General features: G+C 62.2%; 12 protein-coding genes. 9 read left to right on the top strand and 3 right to left on the bottom strand.

From position 1 onward, the window contains the following. The first annotated feature begins 560 nt into the window (after positions 1 to 560). Complete coding sequence (locus AC04SI_RS10430) at positions 561 to 1,241, top strand: sugar transferase (RefSeq protein ID WP_488474178.1); 681 nt, start codon at positions 561 to 563, stop codon at positions 1,239 to 1,241. Between the two features lie 60 nt (positions 1,242 to 1,301). On the opposite strand, the gene AC04SI_RS10425 is transcribed toward AC04SI_RS10430, so the two are convergent. Beyond that, positions 1,302 to 1,550, bottom strand: coding sequence for a hypothetical protein (locus AC04SI_RS10425; protein ID WP_404278353.1), 249 nt, complete (start codon positions 1,548 to 1,550; stop codon positions 1,302 to 1,304). Positions 1,551 to 1,900: 350 nt separating this feature from the next. Between AC04SI_RS10425 and AC04SI_RS10420 the strand changes: the two genes are divergently transcribed. The 8 genes from AC04SI_RS10420 (at position 1,901) to AC04SI_RS10385 (ending at position 11,749) form a co-directional block, all read left to right on the top strand. Beyond that, positions 1,901 to 3,244, top strand: coding sequence for an O-antigen ligase family protein (locus AC04SI_RS10420; RefSeq protein WP_404278351.1), 1,344 nt, complete (start codon positions 1,901 to 1,903; stop codon positions 3,242 to 3,244). Positions 3,245 to 3,317: 73 nt separating this feature from the next. Further along, entirely contained in the window at positions 3,318 to 4,139 is an 822-nt protein-coding gene (locus AC04SI_RS10415) for a hypothetical protein (protein ID WP_488474177.1), read from the top strand. An 8-nt stretch (positions 4,140 to 4,147) separates the two neighbouring features. After that, a complete protein-coding gene (locus AC04SI_RS10410) occupies positions 4,148 to 5,167 on the top strand; it encodes a hypothetical protein (RefSeq protein ID WP_404278347.1) in 1,020 nt (339 codons plus the stop codon). 98 nt (positions 5,168 to 5,265) lie between these two features. After that, the gene (locus AC04SI_RS10405; protein ID WP_404278344.1) at positions 5,266 to 7,446 is read left to right on the top strand and encodes a pyruvate kinase; all 2,181 of its coding nucleotides are present in this window, start codon (positions 5,266 to 5,268) and stop codon (positions 7,444 to 7,446) included. Positions 7,447 to 7,456: 10 nt separating this feature from the next. Next, on the top strand, positions 7,457 to 8,023 hold the full coding sequence (locus AC04SI_RS10400) for an adenylyl-sulfate kinase (protein WP_488474176.1): 567 nt from the start codon (positions 7,457 to 7,459) through the stop codon (positions 8,021 to 8,023). Between the two features lie 67 nt (positions 8,024 to 8,090). Next, positions 8,091 to 9,533 (top strand): cation:proton antiporter, encoded by a 1,443-nt coding sequence (locus tag AC04SI_RS10395; protein WP_404278340.1) that lies wholly within the window; start codon positions 8,091 to 8,093, stop codon positions 9,531 to 9,533. 60 nt (positions 9,534 to 9,593) lie between these two features. After that, positions 9,594 to 10,754 carry a PqqD family peptide modification chaperone gene (locus tag AC04SI_RS10390; RefSeq protein WP_488474175.1) on the top strand — a complete coding sequence of 387 codons (1,161 nt, stop codon included), beginning with the start codon at positions 9,594 to 9,596 and terminating at the stop codon, positions 10,752 to 10,754. Further along, complete coding sequence (locus tag AC04SI_RS10385) at positions 10,751 to 11,749, top strand: nucleotidyltransferase family protein (RefSeq protein WP_404278336.1); 999 nt, start codon at positions 10,751 to 10,753, stop codon at positions 11,747 to 11,749. Before AC04SI_RS10390 ends, AC04SI_RS10385 begins: the two co-directional genes overlap by 4 nt. 685 nt (positions 11,750 to 12,434) lie before the next feature. On the opposite strand, the gene AC04SI_RS10380 is transcribed toward AC04SI_RS10385, so the two are convergent. Beyond that, positions 12,435 to 16,394 carry a metallophosphoesterase gene (locus tag AC04SI_RS10380; protein WP_488474174.1) on the bottom strand — a complete coding sequence of 1,320 codons (3,960 nt, stop codon included), beginning with the start codon at positions 16,392 to 16,394 and terminating at the stop codon, positions 12,435 to 12,437. A gap of 392 nt (positions 16,395 to 16,786) precedes the next feature. Continuing rightward, positions 16,787 to 19,954 carry a putative Ig domain-containing protein gene (locus AC04SI_RS10375; protein ID WP_488474173.1) on the bottom strand — a complete coding sequence of 1,056 codons (3,168 nt, stop codon included), beginning with the start codon at positions 19,952 to 19,954 and terminating at the stop codon, positions 16,787 to 16,789. Positions 19,955 to 20,134: the final 180 nt, after the last annotated feature.

Raw genomic sequence — 20,134 nt, 5'->3', positions numbered from 1 at the left:
CTGTATCAGGATGGCACTCTCGGCCGCTTCATGACGGATCCAGTTTCAATGCGTCATTCCTGCAAGTAAGGCTAAATTTGCCCGAACCGCTACCACGGCAATCGGATGCCGGTGATACGCCGTTTGGTCGGAAGACTTAACGCCGCAATGGCTGCAACGCACGGACCTGTCCGAACGAATAGGGAGGCGCCATCGGCGCCTGGCCGGCTACCGGTATTGCGCTGGCCGCGTCCGCGCAGCGGCAACAGTCCAGGCCCAGTTTGAGACGGTCACCGTCAGTATTCGGCTGTGCGACGCGGTTCTGGCCTCTCCTGAACGTTCATCTGCGCCTCCCAGGGTGTTGCATCGGCAGACGGCTCTCTACGGCTTGGCTGCCTCCACGGGGCTGACCGCCGCATGACATCGGTTGCCTTGAAATAAGGCTAAGGGGGTAACCGGCAACCGTTAGCTGGCTACCTCCTTTGCGGCTCTTGTCGCGGATGATCCGTCGCTGTGAAGTTGGGCGTTGCAACAGCACTCAAGCTGCAGCAGCACTCAAACAGCGTTCCTGGGCGAAACCCATGACAATCAGTGCATTCGACATAAATCCCCGCAGACCCGGCCTGCACGTCGGCCGGAGCCGTCGTCCACTCGGAGGCCGACGCAAGAGGATGATGGACGTAACGGTCGCTCTGGTCGCGCTTGTCCTGGCCGCTCCGGTCATGCTGATCGTTGCCCTTCTGATATGGGTAACCGATGGCGGGCCGGCGATATTTTCCCACACCCGTGTCGGTTTCAACGGCAAGCGTTTCGCCTGCTACAAGTTCAGGACCATGGTGGCCAACTCCCAGCAGGTTCTGGCCGACTATCTGGCGAACAACCCCGAAGCCGCCAAGGAGTGGGAGCAGAACTGGAAATTCAAGAACGACCCGCGCATCACATTCCTGGGGCGCATCCTCAGGAAGTCGAGCCTGGACGAGCTGCCGCAGCTCATCAACGTGCTGCGCGGGGAAATGAGCTGTGTCGGTCCGCGCCCGGTCGTTCCTGACGAGCTGCAACGCTACGGCGCCTGTGCGGCCGAGTATTTGCAAGCCCGCCCAGGACTGACCGGCCTGTGGCAAGTGACAGGCAGAGACGCAGTAGACTATGCCAGTCGCGTCTCCATCGACAGCCGCTACATCCGAAACTGGTCGGTATGGGCCGATGTCGTCATTCTCGTACGGACGATCTTCGCCGTGATGAGATTCGACCATGCGTCTTGATTGAAGGCGCGTCGCGTCTGAACGGCTTCATGTGGGGCGCCTTGCGGATGCCACGCTCCGTCATTGCTCATGGGTCACGCCACGACGCCATATGGCGCCGAGCAAGAGGCCGAGCACATAGGCGCACTGCAGCGTGGCAACGAGGAGCAGGATCGAAAGCAGGCGCTGCCGATCAAACGGATCGTCGGTACCGCTTGCCACGGCGCTGATGACGACGGTCACGGCCGTGACAACGATAAGTGCAGGTGCGCGAAAGCGAAATCCCAGCAAAATGCCAGTCACGCCGACGGCGACAAGGCTCCAAAGCACGGCGATCTCCTATGAGCGGAAGAACCAATGTGCCGCGCAAAGTCTCCCACATTTTGCGAAGCCGTACCAACATTCAATCCGGTGCACGCCTATCGTCTGTGGTCTGCGCGCCTGGGGCTGCCCTACGCAACCCTCCTCGTGGCAATAAAGGCCTCGGGAAACCGCGCCTCCGTCCCTTGCACAAAAGGCGTAGGTCACCTTGCACCAATGTCACCCTTTCGCTCATTTCCTTGGCTGTCGGCTGAGCCTACGCTGCTTGCTGAAGATATGCGGAGTATTCACCCGCAGTGCGGCAGCATGCCTTGAATTGTTTTACTCGAGCGAATGCTGAGCCACGAACGACCCCTCTCATGGACCGCCAAAAAACGCAGGAAGTAGCGCTTTCGGTGCGACATTCCGCAGACCAACATCCCTTGCTGCAGGCATCCGTTCTGTTGCTTATCGTGTCAATCTGGTTTCCTGGCGCCACGCGGATTGCCGGAACCGATGGGTCGCTTTCCTTCCTGCTGGCTCTGTTCTGCGCTCTGGTAAGCGTCGTCTGCTATGGCGAAACGGCAAGGCGCCTTCATCAGACCGAAGCTGCCCTGGCGGCTGCCGTGCTGACGACATCTGCCTTCATCATCGTTCTTTCCCTTCTATCGATGCTCTATGCAGACAGTCCGCTCCGGACAATGCGCGCAGTTTTCGCGCAGATATTCGGATTTGCCACTATCCCGGCGGTTGCAGCGATCTCTACCAGACCAAAGGGTTTCGAGGCGGTCGACAGACTTGTGATGGCGATGATCATCATGAGCGTCGCAACATCGTGCCTTGTGACGATCGGCCTGGGCGACGCCAAGTTCGCCGACCGGGCTGAAGGATATTTCAAGCATTCGAACCAGTTGGGAATTGCGCTGTCGGCGGGGCTGCCGCTGATCGCCGCGCGGCTGGTCACTGCTCGCAGGCACCGGATTCTCCTGCTGGGCTGTCTTGCGGCGGTGCTGCTGGGCCTGGTGAAATCAGGTTCAAAGACAAATTTCGTTGTCGGCGTGGTCGGTCTCGGAATTTTCTTCGCGCTGTACAGTATCTATCTGGTGATGCGAAAGCAGAGGCCGATAACGGTTATCCTTGGCGTGGTTGCGGCTCCCGTGTTGATCCAGGTGTGTCTGGTCACATTGCAGTCCCTCAATCCACGGGCTTACAAGCTGCTGTCGGTTCAACTCTCCGGAGGTGAAGCGCATTCGATCGTATCGCGGCAGCGATTGTGGTCGATGTCCATCGATCTCGGCATGACGCATCCCTTCATCGGGGTCGGGGCAGGGCAGCCGGTGGGCGACATTGCTCCCCATAGCCACAATCTGTTCATCGATTACTTCAGAACGCTCGGGGTGCCCGGCGTCGCGCTGGTAGCGGTCATCGCCCTGCTGGTCACGGGATATCTGGTCACCGCCGTTCTTTCCACACTGTTCGGCAATGACAGGAGTGAGGACGCGACGGAAGCGAATGTGATGGTGCTCGGTTCATCGGTTTCGGTGTGGAATTACCTCGCCGCAAACCAGATGAGCGATTCCTTCGGCCCATCAACCGCGCCATTCTTCTGGCTGCCCTTGGCGCTGCTCATGGCCTATCGCGGCATGCAACGATCGCTGCAGACCGGCTCTGACGGGCATACAAAGCTCTACGCCACCACTGCGCCGCAGCTATTCGAACGCTGAGGAACAGAAGAGTGGAGGCCTTTTTCCCTGTTTCGTCGACCTTCCAAGAGTCAACTTCACCGGCTGAATCCAAATGACTTCGCATCGTGACCTGGCGGCAAGCCTCCCGCCAAGCGCTGAGGCACGCGCGCTTCTGACAGACATTCGATTTGTGGAATTCTTTGGTCTCCCCGGGATTGGAAAGACAACCGCCTCCAGCCTGCTGGCAAACAGCCTGCGACGGTGCGGTCCGCTGATAGGTGAGGTGCAAATAGCCTGGGGGACAAGAACATTCATCCGCCGGCAGATCCACAGGATCGGCATTGTCGCTCCAAGACTCATGAATCGTGAGTTTCGCTCGTTGGTTGTGCGAATTGCACGCTTTGTCTTCGAAAGCGGGCAATCATCGATCATCGACGCAGTCAAGGTCATCTGGAACTTTTCGGTTCTGGTTGCCTATGTCGAGAACGAGAGGCCAAGAAAAAATACCATCATCATCATGGATCAGGGACTGCTGCAGGGGTTCTGGTCCATCTTGCTGAAGAGCAAGCATCGGGCAACATCCGAGAAATGGCTCGATATCCTGTCCGCCATTGGCGTGCATGACATGGTTTTTGTCCATCTGCGCGGCGAGGCCGGCGTTGCACGCGATCGGCTCCTGACGAGGGGCGACCGGACTTCGCGGATGCAGAGGACGTCTCCCGATCGCGACCTCGATCTCTGGTCGTCGGCCGACCGTGCCTGCCGCGAGATGGCGGCCGTTCTCGAGACGGGAATGCGGACGGAAGATCACGTATTGGCGGCAGTCGACGTGGACAGGTTGGCCTCGCCCGAAGACGTGGCAGAAAGGGCACTTGAGGTCGTGCTTTTGGCCTGCCTCGACAGGCATCGGCTATGCGGTTCGGCTGGCCAATGAGCAGGAGGATGGACCGCCGTTCGTTCATGAGCCTTGCCGGCATGTCGCCCGTATTGGCCCTGTTGCCGCGGTCGTCCAAGGCAGAAGGTGGGCAGGCGCCTCTCCAGTCGGGTGGCAGCGGTACGCAGGTCGTGCTGAGAGGTGAGTACGGCTACGAACAACAGTCAGTTCGGGACCTACAGGCCGGAGCAACAGTCGACGCGCGGAATGCGTCCTTCACAGTCGCCAACAGCAGAAACAGCGACCCAAGTGCTATCATGGGCTGCGATGCGGGGGCGCTGCCGGTCAATCGCTATCCATTTGTCATCCGCAACTGCCCCGACGTCCACTTTGTTGGCGGGCGCTTCAACGGCGAGGTGCCGCTCACGTCGGACTGGCAGGACACCTACTGCAACAGCGCGGCCCTACTTGTCAGGGACGGAAGCACCAATGCGACGATAGAAGGCGTCCGTGCACGCCGCTGCTGGGATGGCATTCGCTTCGCCGAGCGGGCCGACGGTTTTCTGCTCAAAGGATGCTGGCTCAGCGAAATCAGGGATGATGCGGTCGAAAACGACCATCTCTCCAGTGGCACCATCGACGATTGCCTGTTCGACGGTTGCTTCTCGGGGATCAGTCTGGATCCCGCATCGAACGAACGCGACGGGACACAGGAGATCGTGCGGATCGACGGGACACTGATCCGCATGCACGCCTATCTGGCCAAGGGCGACATCACACATCAGGCACCGGTCAAGGCTTCCGACATGTCGCCCAGCCTGAGGATCGCTGGATCGGTTTTTGCGCTGGCTTCGGCAAACATGCGGGGATTTCGCCGCCTGGAACGCACCTGGAAAAAGACCATCGAAAGCCGCGACAATTTGTTGTTGTGGCTGCCCGACGAGCCAATCCCGTCCGCGCTGCCGCTGCCGCCGTCCGGTTTCAGAGTGCTGACGGGCAGCGACGCCCGCGCACACTGGGACAAGGCTCATCTCCAGTGGATCACGGCGCATCAGGACGTGGCCCGGTTTTCCGACGAAGTGCTGTGAGACCGTGCGCACCGTCGGCAGAACCGCGTGCCTGGTCCGGGCCGGTTCACCGTTTCATCAAGTGCATCGCGCAACAGTGAAGACAAAGGTGGGGAGCCATGAAAGCCAGGGAAGTCGAGCTTCTGTGCACGCTGGGTCCGGCGTCGCTCAATGACAAGGTCATCCATTGGTTGGACCGGGTCGGCACTTCGCTTTTGCGCGTCAATTTATCACACACGAAGATTGAGGACCTCGAGCGGATCATCACCTTCATCCAGAAGCGGACGCGCATTCCGATCTGTCTCGATACCGAAGGCGCGCAGGTTCGCACCGGTCCGCTGGTCGAAGGCAAGGTCATGGTGCATGAGAACCGGTTCCTGACCGCCCGTGCGCGGCCGGTGGCGGGCGACCAGTTCAGCATCAGCTTCTACCCGGCATACATCGTCAACAAACTTCAAGTCGGCGATTTCATCAGCATCGATTTCAACGCTGTCCTGACCCAGGTCGTGGAGAAGGACAACGAGGCAGTGATCCTGAGGGTCCTGAACGGTGGGGAGCTCGGTCAGAACAAGGCAGTAACGGTGCAGCGCACGCTCGATATGCCGCCCCTGACCGAAAAGGATGTGGCCGCCATCGCGATCGGCCGCCGGATGGGGATACGCCATTTCGCGCTTTCCTTTGCGCATCGCGCTTCGGACGTCGATGGGATCCGGGCCAAGGCCGGGCCCGGCGCGATCATCATCTCCAAGATCGAATGCCTGAGTGGCTTACGCAATCTCGCAGCCATAGCCGAGAAGTCAGACGCAATCCTGATTGACCGCGGCGACCTGTCCCGGGAAGTCCCGATCGAGCAGATCCCCGCAGTTCAGAAGATGATCATCCGAAATGCGAAGGCGCATGGCGCGAAGGTCTATGTCGCAACGAACCTGCTGGAGTCGATGACGAGCGCGCCAACGCCGACCCGCGCCGAGGTCAACGACGTCTACAATACATTGGCGGACGGCGCCGACGGCCTCGTCCTGGCGGCGGAAACAGCCATCGGTCAATATCCGGTAGCCTGTGCCAGGATGGTCGTCAAAGTCGCCGAGCAATTCCGGCGGAATATGGCCGGCGGCGCCCACGCCATCCGAGTGCGTCCGTCATCGCTGCACGCCGGTGTCGAGCCTCATGGCGGGCGCCTGGTCATTCGGACGCTGGGACCGGCGGAAGATCTGGAAATCAATGACTTGCCGACGGTCACGGTCGCAGATGAGGACTTGACCGACGTCGAGCAGATCGCCCGCGGCACCTTCTCGCCGCTGTGTGGCTTCATGGACAAAGGGTGCCTGGAAAGCGTACTTGAACACAACCGGCTTCCCTCGGGATTGGCCTGGACGATGCCGGTTGTGCTGGCTGTTCCCAAAGAAACCGCAAGCCGATTTTCGAATGGTGACCGCGTTCTGCTTTGCAGCAAAAGCGGATTGTCGCACTCCGTTCTCGACATCTCCGAAACCTACGAGTTCGATCCGGAGCTGCTCGCGCGCAAATGGTTCGGCACGGACTCGCGCGAGCATCCAGGTGTCGCCCGCGTGCTTGCGCGCGGCGGACATTTCCTCGCCGGCGGCATCACCCTCATCCAGCCGCTGCCTTCGCCGTACCGGCGCTACGACCTGACGCCGGCCCAGCTGCGCACGGTCTTTGCGCACAAGGGCTGGACCCGGGTGGTGGCCTTCCACAGCCGCAACCTGGTCCATCGTGTCCACGAAGTGATCCAGATGGCCGCCCTGGAGCGCACCTACGCGGACGGCCTGTTGATCAATCCCGTGGTCGGAAATGCCAAGCGCGGCGATTTTATGCCGCATCTTGTCCTCGACGGCTACCAGGCCATGCTCGACTACGGCATTTACCCGCCGGGCAAGGTGGTGCTCGCAAGCTTCATCACCTACCCGCGATTTGCCGGTCCTCGCGAGGCGGTTTTCACCGCCCTTTGCCGCAAGAACATGGGCTGCAGCCATTTCATCATCGGACGGGATCACTCGGGTGTCGGCGGTTTCTACGGCGCCAACGAGAGCAGGGAGCTGTTCGATGAACTGGGCGACATAGGCATAGAGCCGATCTTCTTCGATGCCATCGGCTACGACAGCCAGTCCGAGAGCTATGTCGACCTGAACGCCTGCAAGGCCGCGACGCCCATCAGCGGCTCGGAGATTCGACGCGCCTTGCGGGCGGGAGAAGCGCTGCCGAACTGGATGATGCGATCCGAGGTGCAGGAGGTGGTGCGCGCCGAGGTGATGATGAAACACGCGCTGTTCCAGGAATAGGATGGGAACGATGGCCAACGGAGTGAAGCATTTCGGGCTGCCGCGGCCGGACCGCGAATATCCTGAACCGGGAACGGTGCTATGGCTGCTCGGACCAACCTCCGCCGGCAAGACGACGCTGGCGATGCGCGTCGTTGCGGATTTGCGACGGCTCGGGGTTCCGGTCATTCTCTTTGACGGCGACGAGGTCCGCGGGTTCTTCGGAGCCGACCTTGGGTTTGGGACAGACAGCCGGTTGCGCGTGGTCTCGGTGCTGGTGCATCTGGCCAACAAGGCGGCCGATGCCGGCCTGCACGTCGTGGTCGCCGCGCTGACCGCAGGGCAAGATGCTCGCGAGCATGTTCGCGAAAATGTCAGAAACCTGACGATCGGCTACGTCGCCTGCTCCGTCGAGACCTGCGCGCAACGGGACCCGAAGGGCCTGTATCGCAAGGCAATTAGCGGCGAGATCGATACCCTCATCGGCTACAACAGTGAATATCGGCCGCCAGACAGCCCGGACCTCGTTCTCGATACCGAGGCGCATTCCGTGGATGAGCTCTCAGCGCGGATCGTTGCCTCGTATGTCTGGAACTGACCCCGGTGTGCCGGCCAGTGGCATCCCATCTTCATCCTCTGAGCGCGTCGGCAACTGAGGCGGCGGCATGAACGATTCCGAACTCGCGCGTTTCTTTCTTTCCCTGGTTCTGCTGCTCATCGGCGCATTGGGCGGTGGCCTTGTGTTCGAGCGACTGAAGCTGCCGCGCGTGATTGGCGAAATCGCCGGCGGAATTGTGCTCGGCCCGTCCGTGCTGGGGCTTGTCTCGTCCGAAGCGCACAAATGGCTGTTTGCCGGGTTCCCCGCGCAGGGTGCCTTGCTCTCCGCCTTCTACTGGCTGGGCCTGGTGCTGCTGATGTTCACCGCCGGCTTCAAGATGCAGGCGGAAGGCATGGAAGGATCGGGCCGCATCATACCGGCGCTGGTGATCGGCGCGCTCGTGGTTCCGTTCGCGTGTGGCTATGCGGGCGCGCCGCTGTTTGCGGACGCACAGGCGGGCGATGACCTTGCGTTCAAGCTGGTGATGGGTATCGCTGTGGGCGTCACGTCGATCCCGGTCATCTCGCGCATCTTCCTCGATCTTGGCCTGATGAACAGCTCCTTCGCGCGCAACATCATCGGCGCCGCGACCATCCAGGATCTCATCCTCTGGAGCATGCTTGCCATCGCCACGGCGGTGCAGAACGGTGACGCCGCCGACGCGGGCGGCATCGGGCGTGTGATCGCCGTCAATCTCGCCTTCGTGATCGTCTCGCTGTTCTTCGCTCCGGCAGCGGCACGTGCGATTCGTCGAAGCGTCTTCGGCAAGTTCAGCGAAGCGTCTCTCACCGGCTACACCATGCTGCTGTGCCTGGTCTTCGTCGCGGCCGCGAGCCTCTTGAAAGTGAACGTCATCTTCGCCGCGCTTCTGGCGGGGCTCGTGATGGCGCGTTTTCCCTCGCGGCATCTTGCTCCGGTGAAACAACATATCGCCGACATCTCGATATGGTTTTTCGTGCCGATCTACTTCGCGCTGGTCGGCTTGCGGCTCGATCTGGCGCATCAATTCGACGGTCTGCTCACGCTCTTCTTCATCGTTGCCAGCACGGCCATCAAGCTGGTGAGCTGCACCATTGCCGCCAGAGCAGCGGGTACCGACTGGGCCAGGGCTTTCGACTACGGCGTCGCCATGAACACGCGTGGCGGACCCGGCATCGTGCTGGCGAGTGTGGCGTACGCCGCCGGCATCATCGACGAGCGCATGTTCACCGCGCTGGTGCTGGCGTCGATACTAACCTCGCTTGCCACCGGGCTCTGGTTGCGCTGGCGGCTGGCGCGTGATTCCGAAGCGTTCGTCGAATTGGCGAGACCATCACCTGCCGGCATGCGCGGGGCGGCGAGCCTGGCATCGACGATCGCAGACTTGCTGGTCCGGTTTTCCCGGTCGTCGTCAGGCCGAGACCGGCACGCCGCTGCCAACCCTTCCGGTCCGGGACCGGATGGACCTGAGCTTTCAAAGCAATCGAATGAGCGAAATGAACTCCTGCCGAAAGGGCGCTTCGCCCATTGAATGCGCCTGCCCAGCGACAGATCAGATCGTCGCATTGGTTGACTGGAGGACGACCACCCGATGAATCAGCACCAGGCGGTTGACAGAACCGTGGCGTCAGGCGCCACCGATTACAGCGCGGCCGCGTTCGTGATCCAGGGGCGCCTGACGCGCATCCGTGGGCAAAACATTCTGTTCAGCTCCTGCCGGCAGGCCATTTTCGCCGTCAACGATACGGCTGCCGACATCTGGCGCTCTCTGGAAGAAGGCATGCCACCGCACGCCATCGCGTTCGAGATTGCGCGGAGCGGCGTCGACAGGCGTGAGGCAGACAGGCATGTCGAGGCGGCGCTCGAGGATTGGCAGCGGCTGGACTTGATACGGCCCTGTGCGCCATTGTCTCCACCATCGGCCCGCGAGCATATAAGCCAGGTGGTCGGCGTTGCGGGTCTTTATGTACGCATCGTCTATCCGGCAGCCCGCGCCTTCCCCGCGATCACCGCATTTCGCCATCTCGAGGTTGAAAGAGAGGCTGCCGACGTTCTGCTCCGGGTCGTCGAGTGCGAGGGGCGGATTCACCTGTTTCGGGATCGCGACTGGATCCTGTCCTGCTCGCCCGACGAACTTCCCGTTATGCTGAAAGGGCAGCTGCTGACCGAGGTTCTCGATCACGGCGCCTATGAACTTGCTGTCCATGCGGCTGCGCTTCTCCGAAATGAACGTATCGTGCTTCTTTGTGGCAATCCGGGCGCGGGCAAGACAACGCTGACCATGGCCTTGGTCCACTCGGGGTTCGGCTTCGCCGCTGACGATGTGACGCTGCTTGACTCAAAGGGCCATGGCGTGGGTCTCCCGTTTGCTCCCGCGGTCAAGGCCGGAGCTTGGCCCCTCCTGGCCGAATACTGCCCCGATCTCGGCGCTGCTCCAGTCTTTCGCCGTCCGGACCGCAGACGTGTGCGCTTTGCCGTACCCAGGGAGTTCGTCCCGGCACCGGCTTCTCCTCTACCCATCGGCTGCGTGGTGCTGCTCCGGCGAGGCCGCGACTCGAAGGCTTGCCTCGCGCCGATCGACCCAGCCAGCGCATTGCGTGGCTTGCTCAACGGCGCCTTTTCGCCCGGCGGGGATTTGAGCGGCACGGCGTTCGACGTGCTGACCCAGATCATCGGATCGGCGCAGACCTATTGCCTGACCTATTCGAGGCTCGATGATGCAGTCGAGCTGATCACGAAAGCCTGCCGATGATGATGCGCAGGGGCAACGCACTTGAGGCATTGATCGCCGGGCTTCGCGGTTGTCCGGCCGACAAGGCCGACTGGCAGGCAGTGATTGCGCTGGCAAATCACACTCTGCTCACACCCGACTTGTTCTCGTCCCTCGCCCGTGCCGGCCAGATCCACCGGCTGCCGCAGGAGGTGCGCGAATACCTGGAGTTTGTTCACGACTGCAATCGGGAACGGAACCTGCGCCTGCGAACCCAACTGAGTGAAGCCGTTGCTGCCCTCAACCGCCGTGACATCGTTCCGGTCCTGCTCAAGGGAGCGGTTCCCCTGTTTCTATCCCCGGCAGGACAGGTTCCCAGCAGGATGACCAGTGATCTCGATCTGGCTGTGGCGCCGGCCGAAGAGGCAGCCGCGCAAGCCTGCCTTGAAGAGCTAGGATATGTCCAAGTTCCGGGCGATCGAGGCGCGACCCGCCAGCAAGATGCTGGAATGCTGGAGCTTCGGCCGAGCCGACCAAACCACCTTGAACGCCCCAAGCCCGTCCAGCGAGACGGTCTTCGGGTGGAAATTCCTCCCGCGCAGTCGCGGGCCTTGCACTGGATCGTGCACGATCTTCTCAAGGAGGGGGACTACTGGCGCGGACGGATTGATCTCAGGCACCTTCACGATCTGGCACGATTGGCGGAAAGCGATCACGTGGATTGGACGGCACTGCAGGCATCGGTGTCGGATCAAAGCGCCCGCAATGCGCTCGATACTCAGCTCCTGGCCTTGCACCATTTCTTCGGGACCGGGATTCCGGCAAAGTGTGCGCAGCGCCCGATGGTCCGTTTTCAGCACTGGAGGCGCATCTTCACGGCGACACACCCCATCATTGGCGCGCCCTTGCGCCTGGCCGGCAATCTGGCGTGGGGCGCATGGCGGCTTTCGCGTGCCGACGGTCTGGCGCGACTTGGTCCGTTCGATCTCGCGCGCCGCATCGCTCGCACGCTCTTGGAGGCGCGCACGAAAATCTAAGCCTTTTGGAGAGCTTGTGCCTCTATTCTGGAATTCCTAAAGTAAATTCGTCAAAATACGGGGTTATGACATGGCACCCGAAAGTAAAGGGCAATCGGAACGGACGCAGGAGAGCCTGGTCTCAGAAGCTCAAGCGCGCCGAGACTTTCTCAAGAAGGCAGGGCGTTTTGCTGCGGTGACGCCGCCGGCCATAACACTTTTGCTCGGCACAAGCTTGAACTCCAAAGCGATTGCCAAATCGGGTGGATCACGCCCGGGTCATGGCTGGGGGGACAAGAACCACGTTCACCTCGGCCCTCCGGGCCAGCTCCGCAAGCTCTTCAACCGTCGTGGTCATGGTCACGGAAAATAGGGATTTCGAGGTAAGGCATTAGAGCGGTTCATCGTTTCACGGAACCGCAGAACCGCTCTATCTATTTGTTTTGACGCAATTTCGGACGGAAACTGCCACGCACTTTTCCTGGAATTGCTCGGGTCTTTCATTTAACAGCCCGGACCGCTCGCCGGACACCAGAGTGCCGCGAGCGGTCCGGGCTTTTCTTTGTCGGCAGAGACCAGGCCCGCACTTGCATTACGTCAAAAAGAAAAGAGCCCCATCCCGACCTGATCGGGATGGGGCACCAGCCGCGCACACCGCGGATCTTCGGACATTCAGTCGCTCGGGCGCATTTCCGTCGGGCGGCGCCTATGCGAGAAGCACACTGCTCAGGAAGTTGTCGTTGTGGAATTGTTCCTCTTGGACGCCAAGCAGCGTGATCTGATCCCCGCCGCTCAGGGACGCCACGACATTCGCGCCCTGGTTGGTGGCCACCTGCTGGAACTGGCTGGTGTTGGTGATGCCAAAGGCTCTGAGATCGAGGACGTCGCCGGTGCCGGCACCAGCCACGAAGTTCGCGATGGTGTCCTGCCCATCGCCGACAGCGAAGACGAACAGATTGTTCTGATTGCCGGCTACCAGCATGTCGTTGCCGCGCCCGCCGATCAGCTTGTCGTTCCCGCCCAGACCCCATAGATAATCCGCGCCGGCGGTGCCGTTCAGGACGTAACCCCCGTCGACGATTGTCGGCGTACGCCCTGCAGGCGTCGGGACAAAGTAGGAATCGGTGAGCACGCTGGTTGCCGTTGTCCCGTTGAAGCTGCTGACCTTGTAGAACTCGATCAGCATGCCTGCGTCGGTGACCGTAACCAGATTGGCACCGACGTTGGGAACGCTACGACCAGCTCCGCCAAGACCGGTAGTCGTGTATGGAAGAAATACGCCGTCGCCATTGTCGTCTCGATTCTCCCGGTAGTAATTGTGCTGATGGCCGGCAAAGACCGCGCTCACGCCCCATTGCTCGAAGGGCCATTGCATGGTGGCGGTGGTGCCGCTCGGATTGTATGGCGTGTGGTGGAAGTACGCCAGGTTGAAGCTCGCGTCGGAACTCGCGAGAAGGGATTGCGCCCACTGGCCCTGCACTGAAGTGGAACTGCGGCCATCCGGGTCCTCCTTGTTGCTGGTGAGAGCGAAGAAATGCACCGGCCCGATCTGGAAGTCGTAGTACCTCTCATTGTCGGGCAGCGTAAAGTAGTCCAGGTAGGCGGCAACGTTGCCATCGCCATATTCGTGATTGCCTAGCGTGGGAAAGAAACGGTTGATGGTGCTGCCGCTGCCGTATGCGCCTTGGTAATTGCCTATGTAGTCATGGTACTGCTGGCCGACGGCGGCATCGAGGGACTGCGGTGCATATACGTTGTCGCCTACTGTGAGAATGAAATCGACGTTCCAGGCATGGACCATCGCCGACACCGCCTTCTCACCGGCGAGATCGGTATCGCCAAAATCACCAAAGATCGCGAACCGGTATAATGTCTGCGGCCCCGCCGTCGGAACGACGCCGACAGTATAATCTTGTGTGGCGGTGCTTCCGTCAGACGAGGTTGCGGAGACGTGGAGGTTGATTGACGGCTCAGTTGTCGCATTGAGCGTGCCGGTGTTGGAGCGCGTGATGACGCCGGTGCTGGGGTTGATGGCAAAACGTGCATCATCGATGCTGTAGGTGACGGCCGAGCCGGCATCGGGATCCTTGGCCGAGGCGGTGATCCCGATCGTCGTGCCCGCGGCGTCGTTCTGGGCAATCCGGTTGACGGCGGTGTTGGAGTCGGGCGGGGTGTTGAAGGCGACCGGCTCCGGGTTGTCGAGGACGGCGAGAGTGAAGGTGTGGTTGGCCAGGCTGCCGTCCGACGAGCTTGCCGTCACCGTCAGGTTGATCGACGGCTGGGTCTCGAAGTCGAGGGTGCCGTTGGCCGAGCGCGTGATGATGCCGCTGCTGGCGTCGATGGCGAAGCGCGAGTCGTTGAGGCTGTAGGTGACGGTCGACCCGGTGTCGGGATCGGTGGCCGAGGCGGTGATGCCGATGGGGGCGCCCGCCGCGGCAAGCTCGGCGAACTGATTGGCCGTGGGGTCGGCGTCGGGCGGCGTGTTGAAGGCCACCGGAGGGCTGACAGGACCGGGCATGAGATACTCGATGTGCAGCAGCGGCGCGCTAGCCGGCGAAAACTCGTAGGAATCGGCTGTGCGCGTGCCGGTGCCGGTGATCAGGAATGCCATGTCGTTGAGCGCCGCCCAGCCCGAGCGATTGACGATCTCCTGGACGACCGCCGAGAGATCCGGCGTGCGCTCGGCAAGGCCGTGGGCGCCCTCTGTGGTCCAGGAGACCGGCGCCCAGGCCGTGGACGCGTCCGTTTTGGCACGCGAGGACACATTGAAGCTGACAGTGGTGAAGGGACTGGAGTCGTCGGTATCTTCGCCTTTGACCAGCAGCGACGTCGCGCCGGTCTTCACCTCATTGGCCTGGAACTGGATGTAGGCGCTGGTGATGATGGCGCCCTGGGGGATGTCGATGCCGGTGAAGCGGAGGCCGACCGTCTGGTTGGTGGTGCCGTCAACGACCAGTTCCAGGTCGGTGACGTTGCTCGCTATCGAGCCGGAAGCCTTCTGCTCCACATCATCGCCGGCGGCCGCCACCCTTGTCTCGATGATCACAGGCGTGGTCCCGGTGACGCCAACGCTGAAGGCGTGGGTATCCGTGCTGCCGTCGGATGAAGTGGCTGTGACGGTGAGGTTGACCGACGGCTCGGACTGGGCGTTGAGCGTGCCGGTGTTTGAGCGCGTGATGACGCCGGTGCTGGCGTTGATGGCAAAGCGCGCATCATCGATGCTGTAGGTGACCGTCGAGCCGGCATCGGAATCCTTGGCCGAGGCGGTGATCCCGATTGCTGTGCCCGCCGCGGCGTTCTGGGCGATCCGGTTGATCGCGGTGTCGGCGTCCGGTTGGGCGTTGAAGGCAACCGGCTCCGGGTTGTTCAGGACGGCGACGGTGAAGCTTTGGTTGGCGGTGCTGCCGTCTGAGGAGGTTGCCGTCACCGTCAGGTTGATCGACGGCTGGGTCTCGAAGTCGAGGGTGCCGTTGGCCGAGCGCGTGATCACGCCGGCGCCGGCGTCGATTGCGAAGCGCGTATCGTTGAGACTGTAGGTGACGGTCGAGCCGGCGTCGGGATCGGCGGCCGAGGCGGTGATCCCGATGGGCGCACCCGCTGCGGCAAGCTCGGCGATCTGGTTGGCGACGGGATCGGCGTCGGCCGGCGTGTTGAAGGCCACGGGAGGGCTGGGCAGCTGATACTCGATGTGCAGCAGCGGCGCGCCGGTCGGCGAGTACTCGTAGGAGTCGGCTGTGCGCGTGCCGGTGCCGGTGATCAGGAATGCCATGTCGTTGAGCGCCGCCCAGCCGGAGCGGTTGACGATCTCCTGGACGATCGCCGTGAGGTCCGGCGTGCGCTCGGCAAGGCCGTGGGCGCCCTCCGTGGTCCAGGCGGCCGGTGTCCAGGCCGAGGATGCGTCTGTGGTCGCGCGCGAGGATACGTTGAAGCTGACAGCGGTGAAGGGACTGGAGTCGTCACTGTCTTCGCCTTTGACCAGCAACGACGTCGCGCCGGTCTTCACCTCATTGGCCTGGAACTGGATGTAGGCGCTGGTGATGATGGCACCCTTGGGAATGTCGATGCCGGTGAAGCGCAGGCCGACCGTCTGGCTGGTGGTGCCATCAAGCCCCAGTTCCAGGTCGGTGACGTTGCTCGATATCGAGCCGGAAGCCTTCTGCTCGACATCGTCGCCGGCGGCTGCAACCCTTGTCTCGAAGGTCAGGTTGACCGCACTGGCGACGAGGAGGCTGCTGGTGACCGTGGCCGCCGTCGGCGTGGCGATCGTGTCGGCCACTCGGTCGGATGCGGCAGCGGGCGAGGTGATGCCGCCATTCCCGAAGCGCACCGCGGAATGCCAGGAGCCGGCATTCGCCGCCACGTCGTCCAGGAAGGTGCCGTCGAGATGAATGCCAATCCTGGCGGCCGCTTCGGCGAGGCCGGGGAGTTTCAGTCCGCCATCGAGCGCCCAGGTCGCAGGGATCTCGAGCGTGGAGATGAGGCTGTCGATCTTGCTCGCGGCCTGATCCGCGCTTTGACTGTAATCGGGCTCGCCGGCCTCACCAGCGAGGCTGCTATCGTCGAGGGATTCGAGGATCGGGGAAAGACTGTTCAGGAAGGCCGTGGAGTCGAGCACGACCGGTCCCGGAGCGTTGCCGCTCTCCGGAATCCGATGCAGTTTAGACATATCAGATCTCCTTTGCCGCTGTTTTTCAAACCTAGGCCTCGGCAGGGCCGGAGGTGGACATAGCAGCCTGCTCCGCTCAGTCGCGATCGACGGCGTCGACGGTCAAAATGGAGGGGCCGCATTACTGGTGGCGATGGTTCGCCGGACTGTCTGCGCTCAATCGCGCTGGCAGGGCGTCGCCGCAGAAAACAAAGTCAGGACGTCAGGCGAGCACTTGCCTGGATCACTCGCGGGGGCGCGGCAGGCCGAACATGGTCCAGCCTATCACGGTGTCTGGGGCGGTATCTGGGTCAATGGAGGGAATTAGCCTCGGCACTGGTTTGTATCCGAGGGTTCATCCCTTCCGGCTGAGCGAGGCGCGCGCCCGCGCCTGGAACATCGCTTGCTACGGATCAGACGAGCATCCAATGATCGAATGAGAACTCATACATCTTGCCATCGTTCTCATTCGGATTCGAGTCGTTGTCCGTGCCTCGATCGACGATGTACAGGCTCGTCTGGCTCGAATCGTCGCTGCTCGGCGCCAGGGCCAGTCCCGCCGGCTTGTGCGCGTCGGCGGCAGAGATATCGAGCGTGCCCAGCAATTGCCCTGTGGGTGTTACCATTGCCACCGAGTCACGTGACTGAATGATATAAAGGATGTCATGGACCGGGTCATACGCGATGCTCTCGTCGGATGGGGTTCCCAGCGACTGCGCAGAAAAACTCGTCACGATGTCGTCGCCGCCTGTGCTTGCGACACCGTCGAATATGCCGTTCGCACCCGGGGCGACCGTGTAGATCCTCTGATTTGTGCCATCCGCGACATACAGGACCCCACGATTGGTGTCATAGGCGATCCCCTCCGGATCCGTGCTGCCGAATGCGGACGTCTTGAACGAGGTCACGATGTCATCGGACGTGTTGTAAAGTCCGTCCTGCCCAGGGTTGAGCTCGTATACGCTCCTGGTGCCGGTGTCGTCCGTGAAGAAGAGATGCCGGTTAACGGGATTGTAGGCGACCCCGGACGGCTCATCGGAGAAATTGATGGTGGTGAGCGTGCCCACCAGGGAGCCGCTCAGGCTCATCTGATAAAGATTCTTGCCGGTAAAGATGGACATCTCGTCAACTTCACTATCGGCAACCAGCAGCGTGCCGAGGTGGGAGATGTAGACAATATCCGTAGGGTCGGGGCTCGGCGGCGACCACTGCGAAGTCAGGATTGTGTGTGCCAAAGTCACTGATGTAGGCAGCTGGCTACCGCCGGTGACGTCGACAGCGAAGGCGTGTGTATCGGTGCTGCCGTCGGAGGAGGTCGCGGTTACGTTGAAGCTGACTAACGGCTCGGACTGGGCATTGAGCGTCCCTGAACCAGAGCGCGTGATGACGCCGGTGCTGGCGTTGATGGCAAAGCGCGCGTCATCGATGCTGTATGTGACCGTCGAGTTGGCGTCGGGATCCGTGGCCGAGGCGGTGATCCCGATCGTTGTTCCGGCGGCGGCGTTCTGGGAAATCTGGTTGACGGCGGTGTCGGCGTCCCGAGAGGCGTTGAAGGCGACCGGCTCCGGACTGTCGAGGACGGCGACGGTGAAGCTATGGCTGGTGGTGCTTCCGTCGGAGGAGGTCGCCGCCACCGTCAGGTTGATCGACGACTGGGTCTCGAAGTCGAGCGTGCCGTTGGCGGAGCGGGTGACGACACCGCTGCTGGCGTCGATGGCGAAGCGCTCATCGTTGAGACTGTAGGTGACGGTCGAGCCGGCGTCGGGATCGGTGGCCGAGGCGGTGATCCCGATGGGAGCGCCGGCCGCCGCAAGCTCGGTGATCTGGTTGGCGGTAGCGTCCGCGTCGGGCGGCGTGTCGAAGGCCACGGGAGCGCTGACTGGGCCGGGCAGGATATACTCGATGTGCAGCAGCGGCGCGCTACTCGGTGAGTACTCGTAGGAATCGGCCGTGCGCGTGCCGGTGCCGGTGATCAGGAATGCCATGTCGTTGAGCGCCGCCCAGCCCGAGCGATTGACGATCTCCTGGACGATCGCCGTGAGGTCCGGGGTGCGCTCGGTAAGGCCGTGGTCGCCGACCGTGGTCCACGGGTCGGGCGCCCAGGCCGCGGACGCGTCCGTCGTCGCGCGCGAGGACACGTTGAACTTGACGCTGGTGAAGGCGCTGGCGTCGTCCGCATCTTCGCCTTTGATCAGCAGCGAGGTTGTGCCGGTCTTTACCTCGTTGGTCTGGAACTGGATGTAGGCGCTGGTGATGATGGCGCCCTGCGGAATGTCGATGCCGGTAAAGCGGAGGCCGACTGTCTGGCTGGTTGTGCCGTCATAGCCCAACTCCAGGTCGGTGACGTTGGTCGAGATCGCGCCGGAGGCCTTCTGCTCGACATCGTCGCCGGCGGCCGCCACCCTTGTCTCGATGATCACAGGCGTGGTCCCGGTGACGCCAACGCTGAAGGCGTGGGTATCCGTGCTGCCGTCGGAGGAGGTTGCGGTTACGTTGAAGTTGACTGACGGCTCAGTTGTTGCATCGAGCGTGCCGGTGCCCGAGCGCGTGATGACGCCGGTCTGCGGGTCGATGGCAAAGCGCGCGTCATCGATGCTGTAGGTGACCGTAGAGCTGGCGTCGGGGTCAGTTGCCGAGGCTGTGACCCCGATCGCCGTGCCGGCGGCAGCGTTCTGGGCGATCCGGTTGAGGGCGGTGTCGGTATCCGGTTGGGCGTTGAAGGCGACCGGCTCCGGATTGTCGAGGACGGCGAGGGTGAAGCTTTGGTTGGCGGTGCTGCCGTCCGACGAGGTCGCCGTCACCGTCAGGTTGATCGAAGGCTGGGTCTCGAAGTCGAGCGTCCCGTTGGCCGAGCGGGTAATGACGCCAGTGTCGGCGTCGATTGCGAAGCGCGCATCGTTGAGGCTGTAGGTGACGGTCGAGCCGGCGTCGGGATCGGTGGCCGAGGCGGTGATCCCGATGGGGGCGCCCGCCGCGGCCAGCTCGGTGATCTGGTTGGCAACCGGATCGGCGTCGGCCGGCGTGTTGAAGGCCACCGGAGCGCTGGGCAGGATGTACTCGATGTGCAGCAGCGGCGCGCTGGCCGGATTGTATTCGTAGGAATCGGCGGTGCGCGTGCCGGTGCCGGTGATCAGGAATGCCATGTCGTTAAGCGCCACCCAGCCGGAGCGGCTGACGATCTCCTGGACAATTGCCGTGAGGTCAGGCGTGCGCTCGGCAAGGCCGTGGTCGCCCACCGTGGTCCACGGGTCGGGCGCCCAGGCCGCGGACGCGTCCGTCGTCGCGCGTGAAGACACGTTGAACTTGACACTGGTGAAGGCGCTGGCGTCGTCCGCATCTTCCCCTTTGATCAGCAGCGAGGTCGCACCGGTCTTCGCCTCGTTGGTCTGGAACTGGATGTAGGCGCTGGTGATGATGGCGCCCTGGGGAATGTCGATGCCGGTGAAGCGGATGCCGACCGTCTGGCTGGTGTTGCCGTCATAGCCCAGCTCCAGGTCGGTGACGTTGGTTGAGATCGAGCCAGAGGCCTTCTGCTCGACATCATCGCCTGCGGCCGCCACCCTTGTCTCGATGATTGCCATGTCAGATCTCCTTTCCCCTGCCTTCTCGGCCTTGGGGCGTGTTCAAGAGGGAGTATGGCCAGTACCAACCCCCGTGATCGAGCGTGGATGCACTGTTTTCATCGCCACAGCGACGGTGAGGTGCCCATGAAAGCCATGGCTGCAATCCATGGCAGGGCGGTCAGCTACAAGTCGGGTCCC

It is taken from the genome of Mesorhizobium sp. CNPSo 4689 (assembly GCF_057784325.1).
Note: the sequence above shows the minus strand (reverse complement) of the source record. Positions and strands in the feature narration are given on the sequence as shown.

What these genes read in the sequence shown, in the direction of transcription:
- AC04SI_RS10385 (WP_404278336.1), top strand. Translation starts at nt 10,751, where the DNA reads ATGATGATGCGCAGGGGCAACGCACTTGAGGCATTGATCGCCGGGCTT.
- AC04SI_RS10420 (WP_404278351.1), top strand. Translation starts at nt 1,901, where the DNA reads ATGGACCGCCAAAAAACGCAGGAAGTAGCGCTTTCGGTGCGACATTCC.
- AC04SI_RS10410 (WP_404278347.1), top strand. Translation starts at nt 4,148, where the DNA reads ATGGACCGCCGTTCGTTCATGAGCCTTGCCGGCATGTCGCCCGTATTG.
- AC04SI_RS10400 (WP_488474176.1), top strand. Translation starts at nt 7,457, where the DNA reads ATGGCCAACGGAGTGAAGCATTTCGGGCTGCCGCGGCCGGACCGCGAA.
- AC04SI_RS10395 (WP_404278340.1), top strand. Translation starts at nt 8,091, where the DNA reads ATGAACGATTCCGAACTCGCGCGTTTCTTTCTTTCCCTGGTTCTGCTG.
- AC04SI_RS10375 (WP_488474173.1), bottom strand. Translation starts at nt 19,954, where the DNA reads ATGGCAATCATCGAGACAAGGGTGGCGGCCGCAGGCGATGATGTCGAG.
- AC04SI_RS10380 (WP_488474174.1), bottom strand. Translation starts at nt 16,394, where the DNA reads ATGTCTAAACTGCATCGGATTCCGGAGAGCGGCAACGCTCCGGGACCG.
- AC04SI_RS10415 (WP_488474177.1), top strand. Translation starts at nt 3,318, where the DNA reads ATGACTTCGCATCGTGACCTGGCGGCAAGCCTCCCGCCAAGCGCTGAG.
- AC04SI_RS10390 (WP_488474175.1), top strand. Translation starts at nt 9,594, where the DNA reads ATGAATCAGCACCAGGCGGTTGACAGAACCGTGGCGTCAGGCGCCACC.
- AC04SI_RS10405 (WP_404278344.1), top strand. Translation starts at nt 5,266, where the DNA reads ATGAAAGCCAGGGAAGTCGAGCTTCTGTGCACGCTGGGTCCGGCGTCG.
- AC04SI_RS10430 (WP_488474178.1), top strand. Translation starts at nt 561, where the DNA reads ATGACAATCAGTGCATTCGACATAAATCCCCGCAGACCCGGCCTGCAC.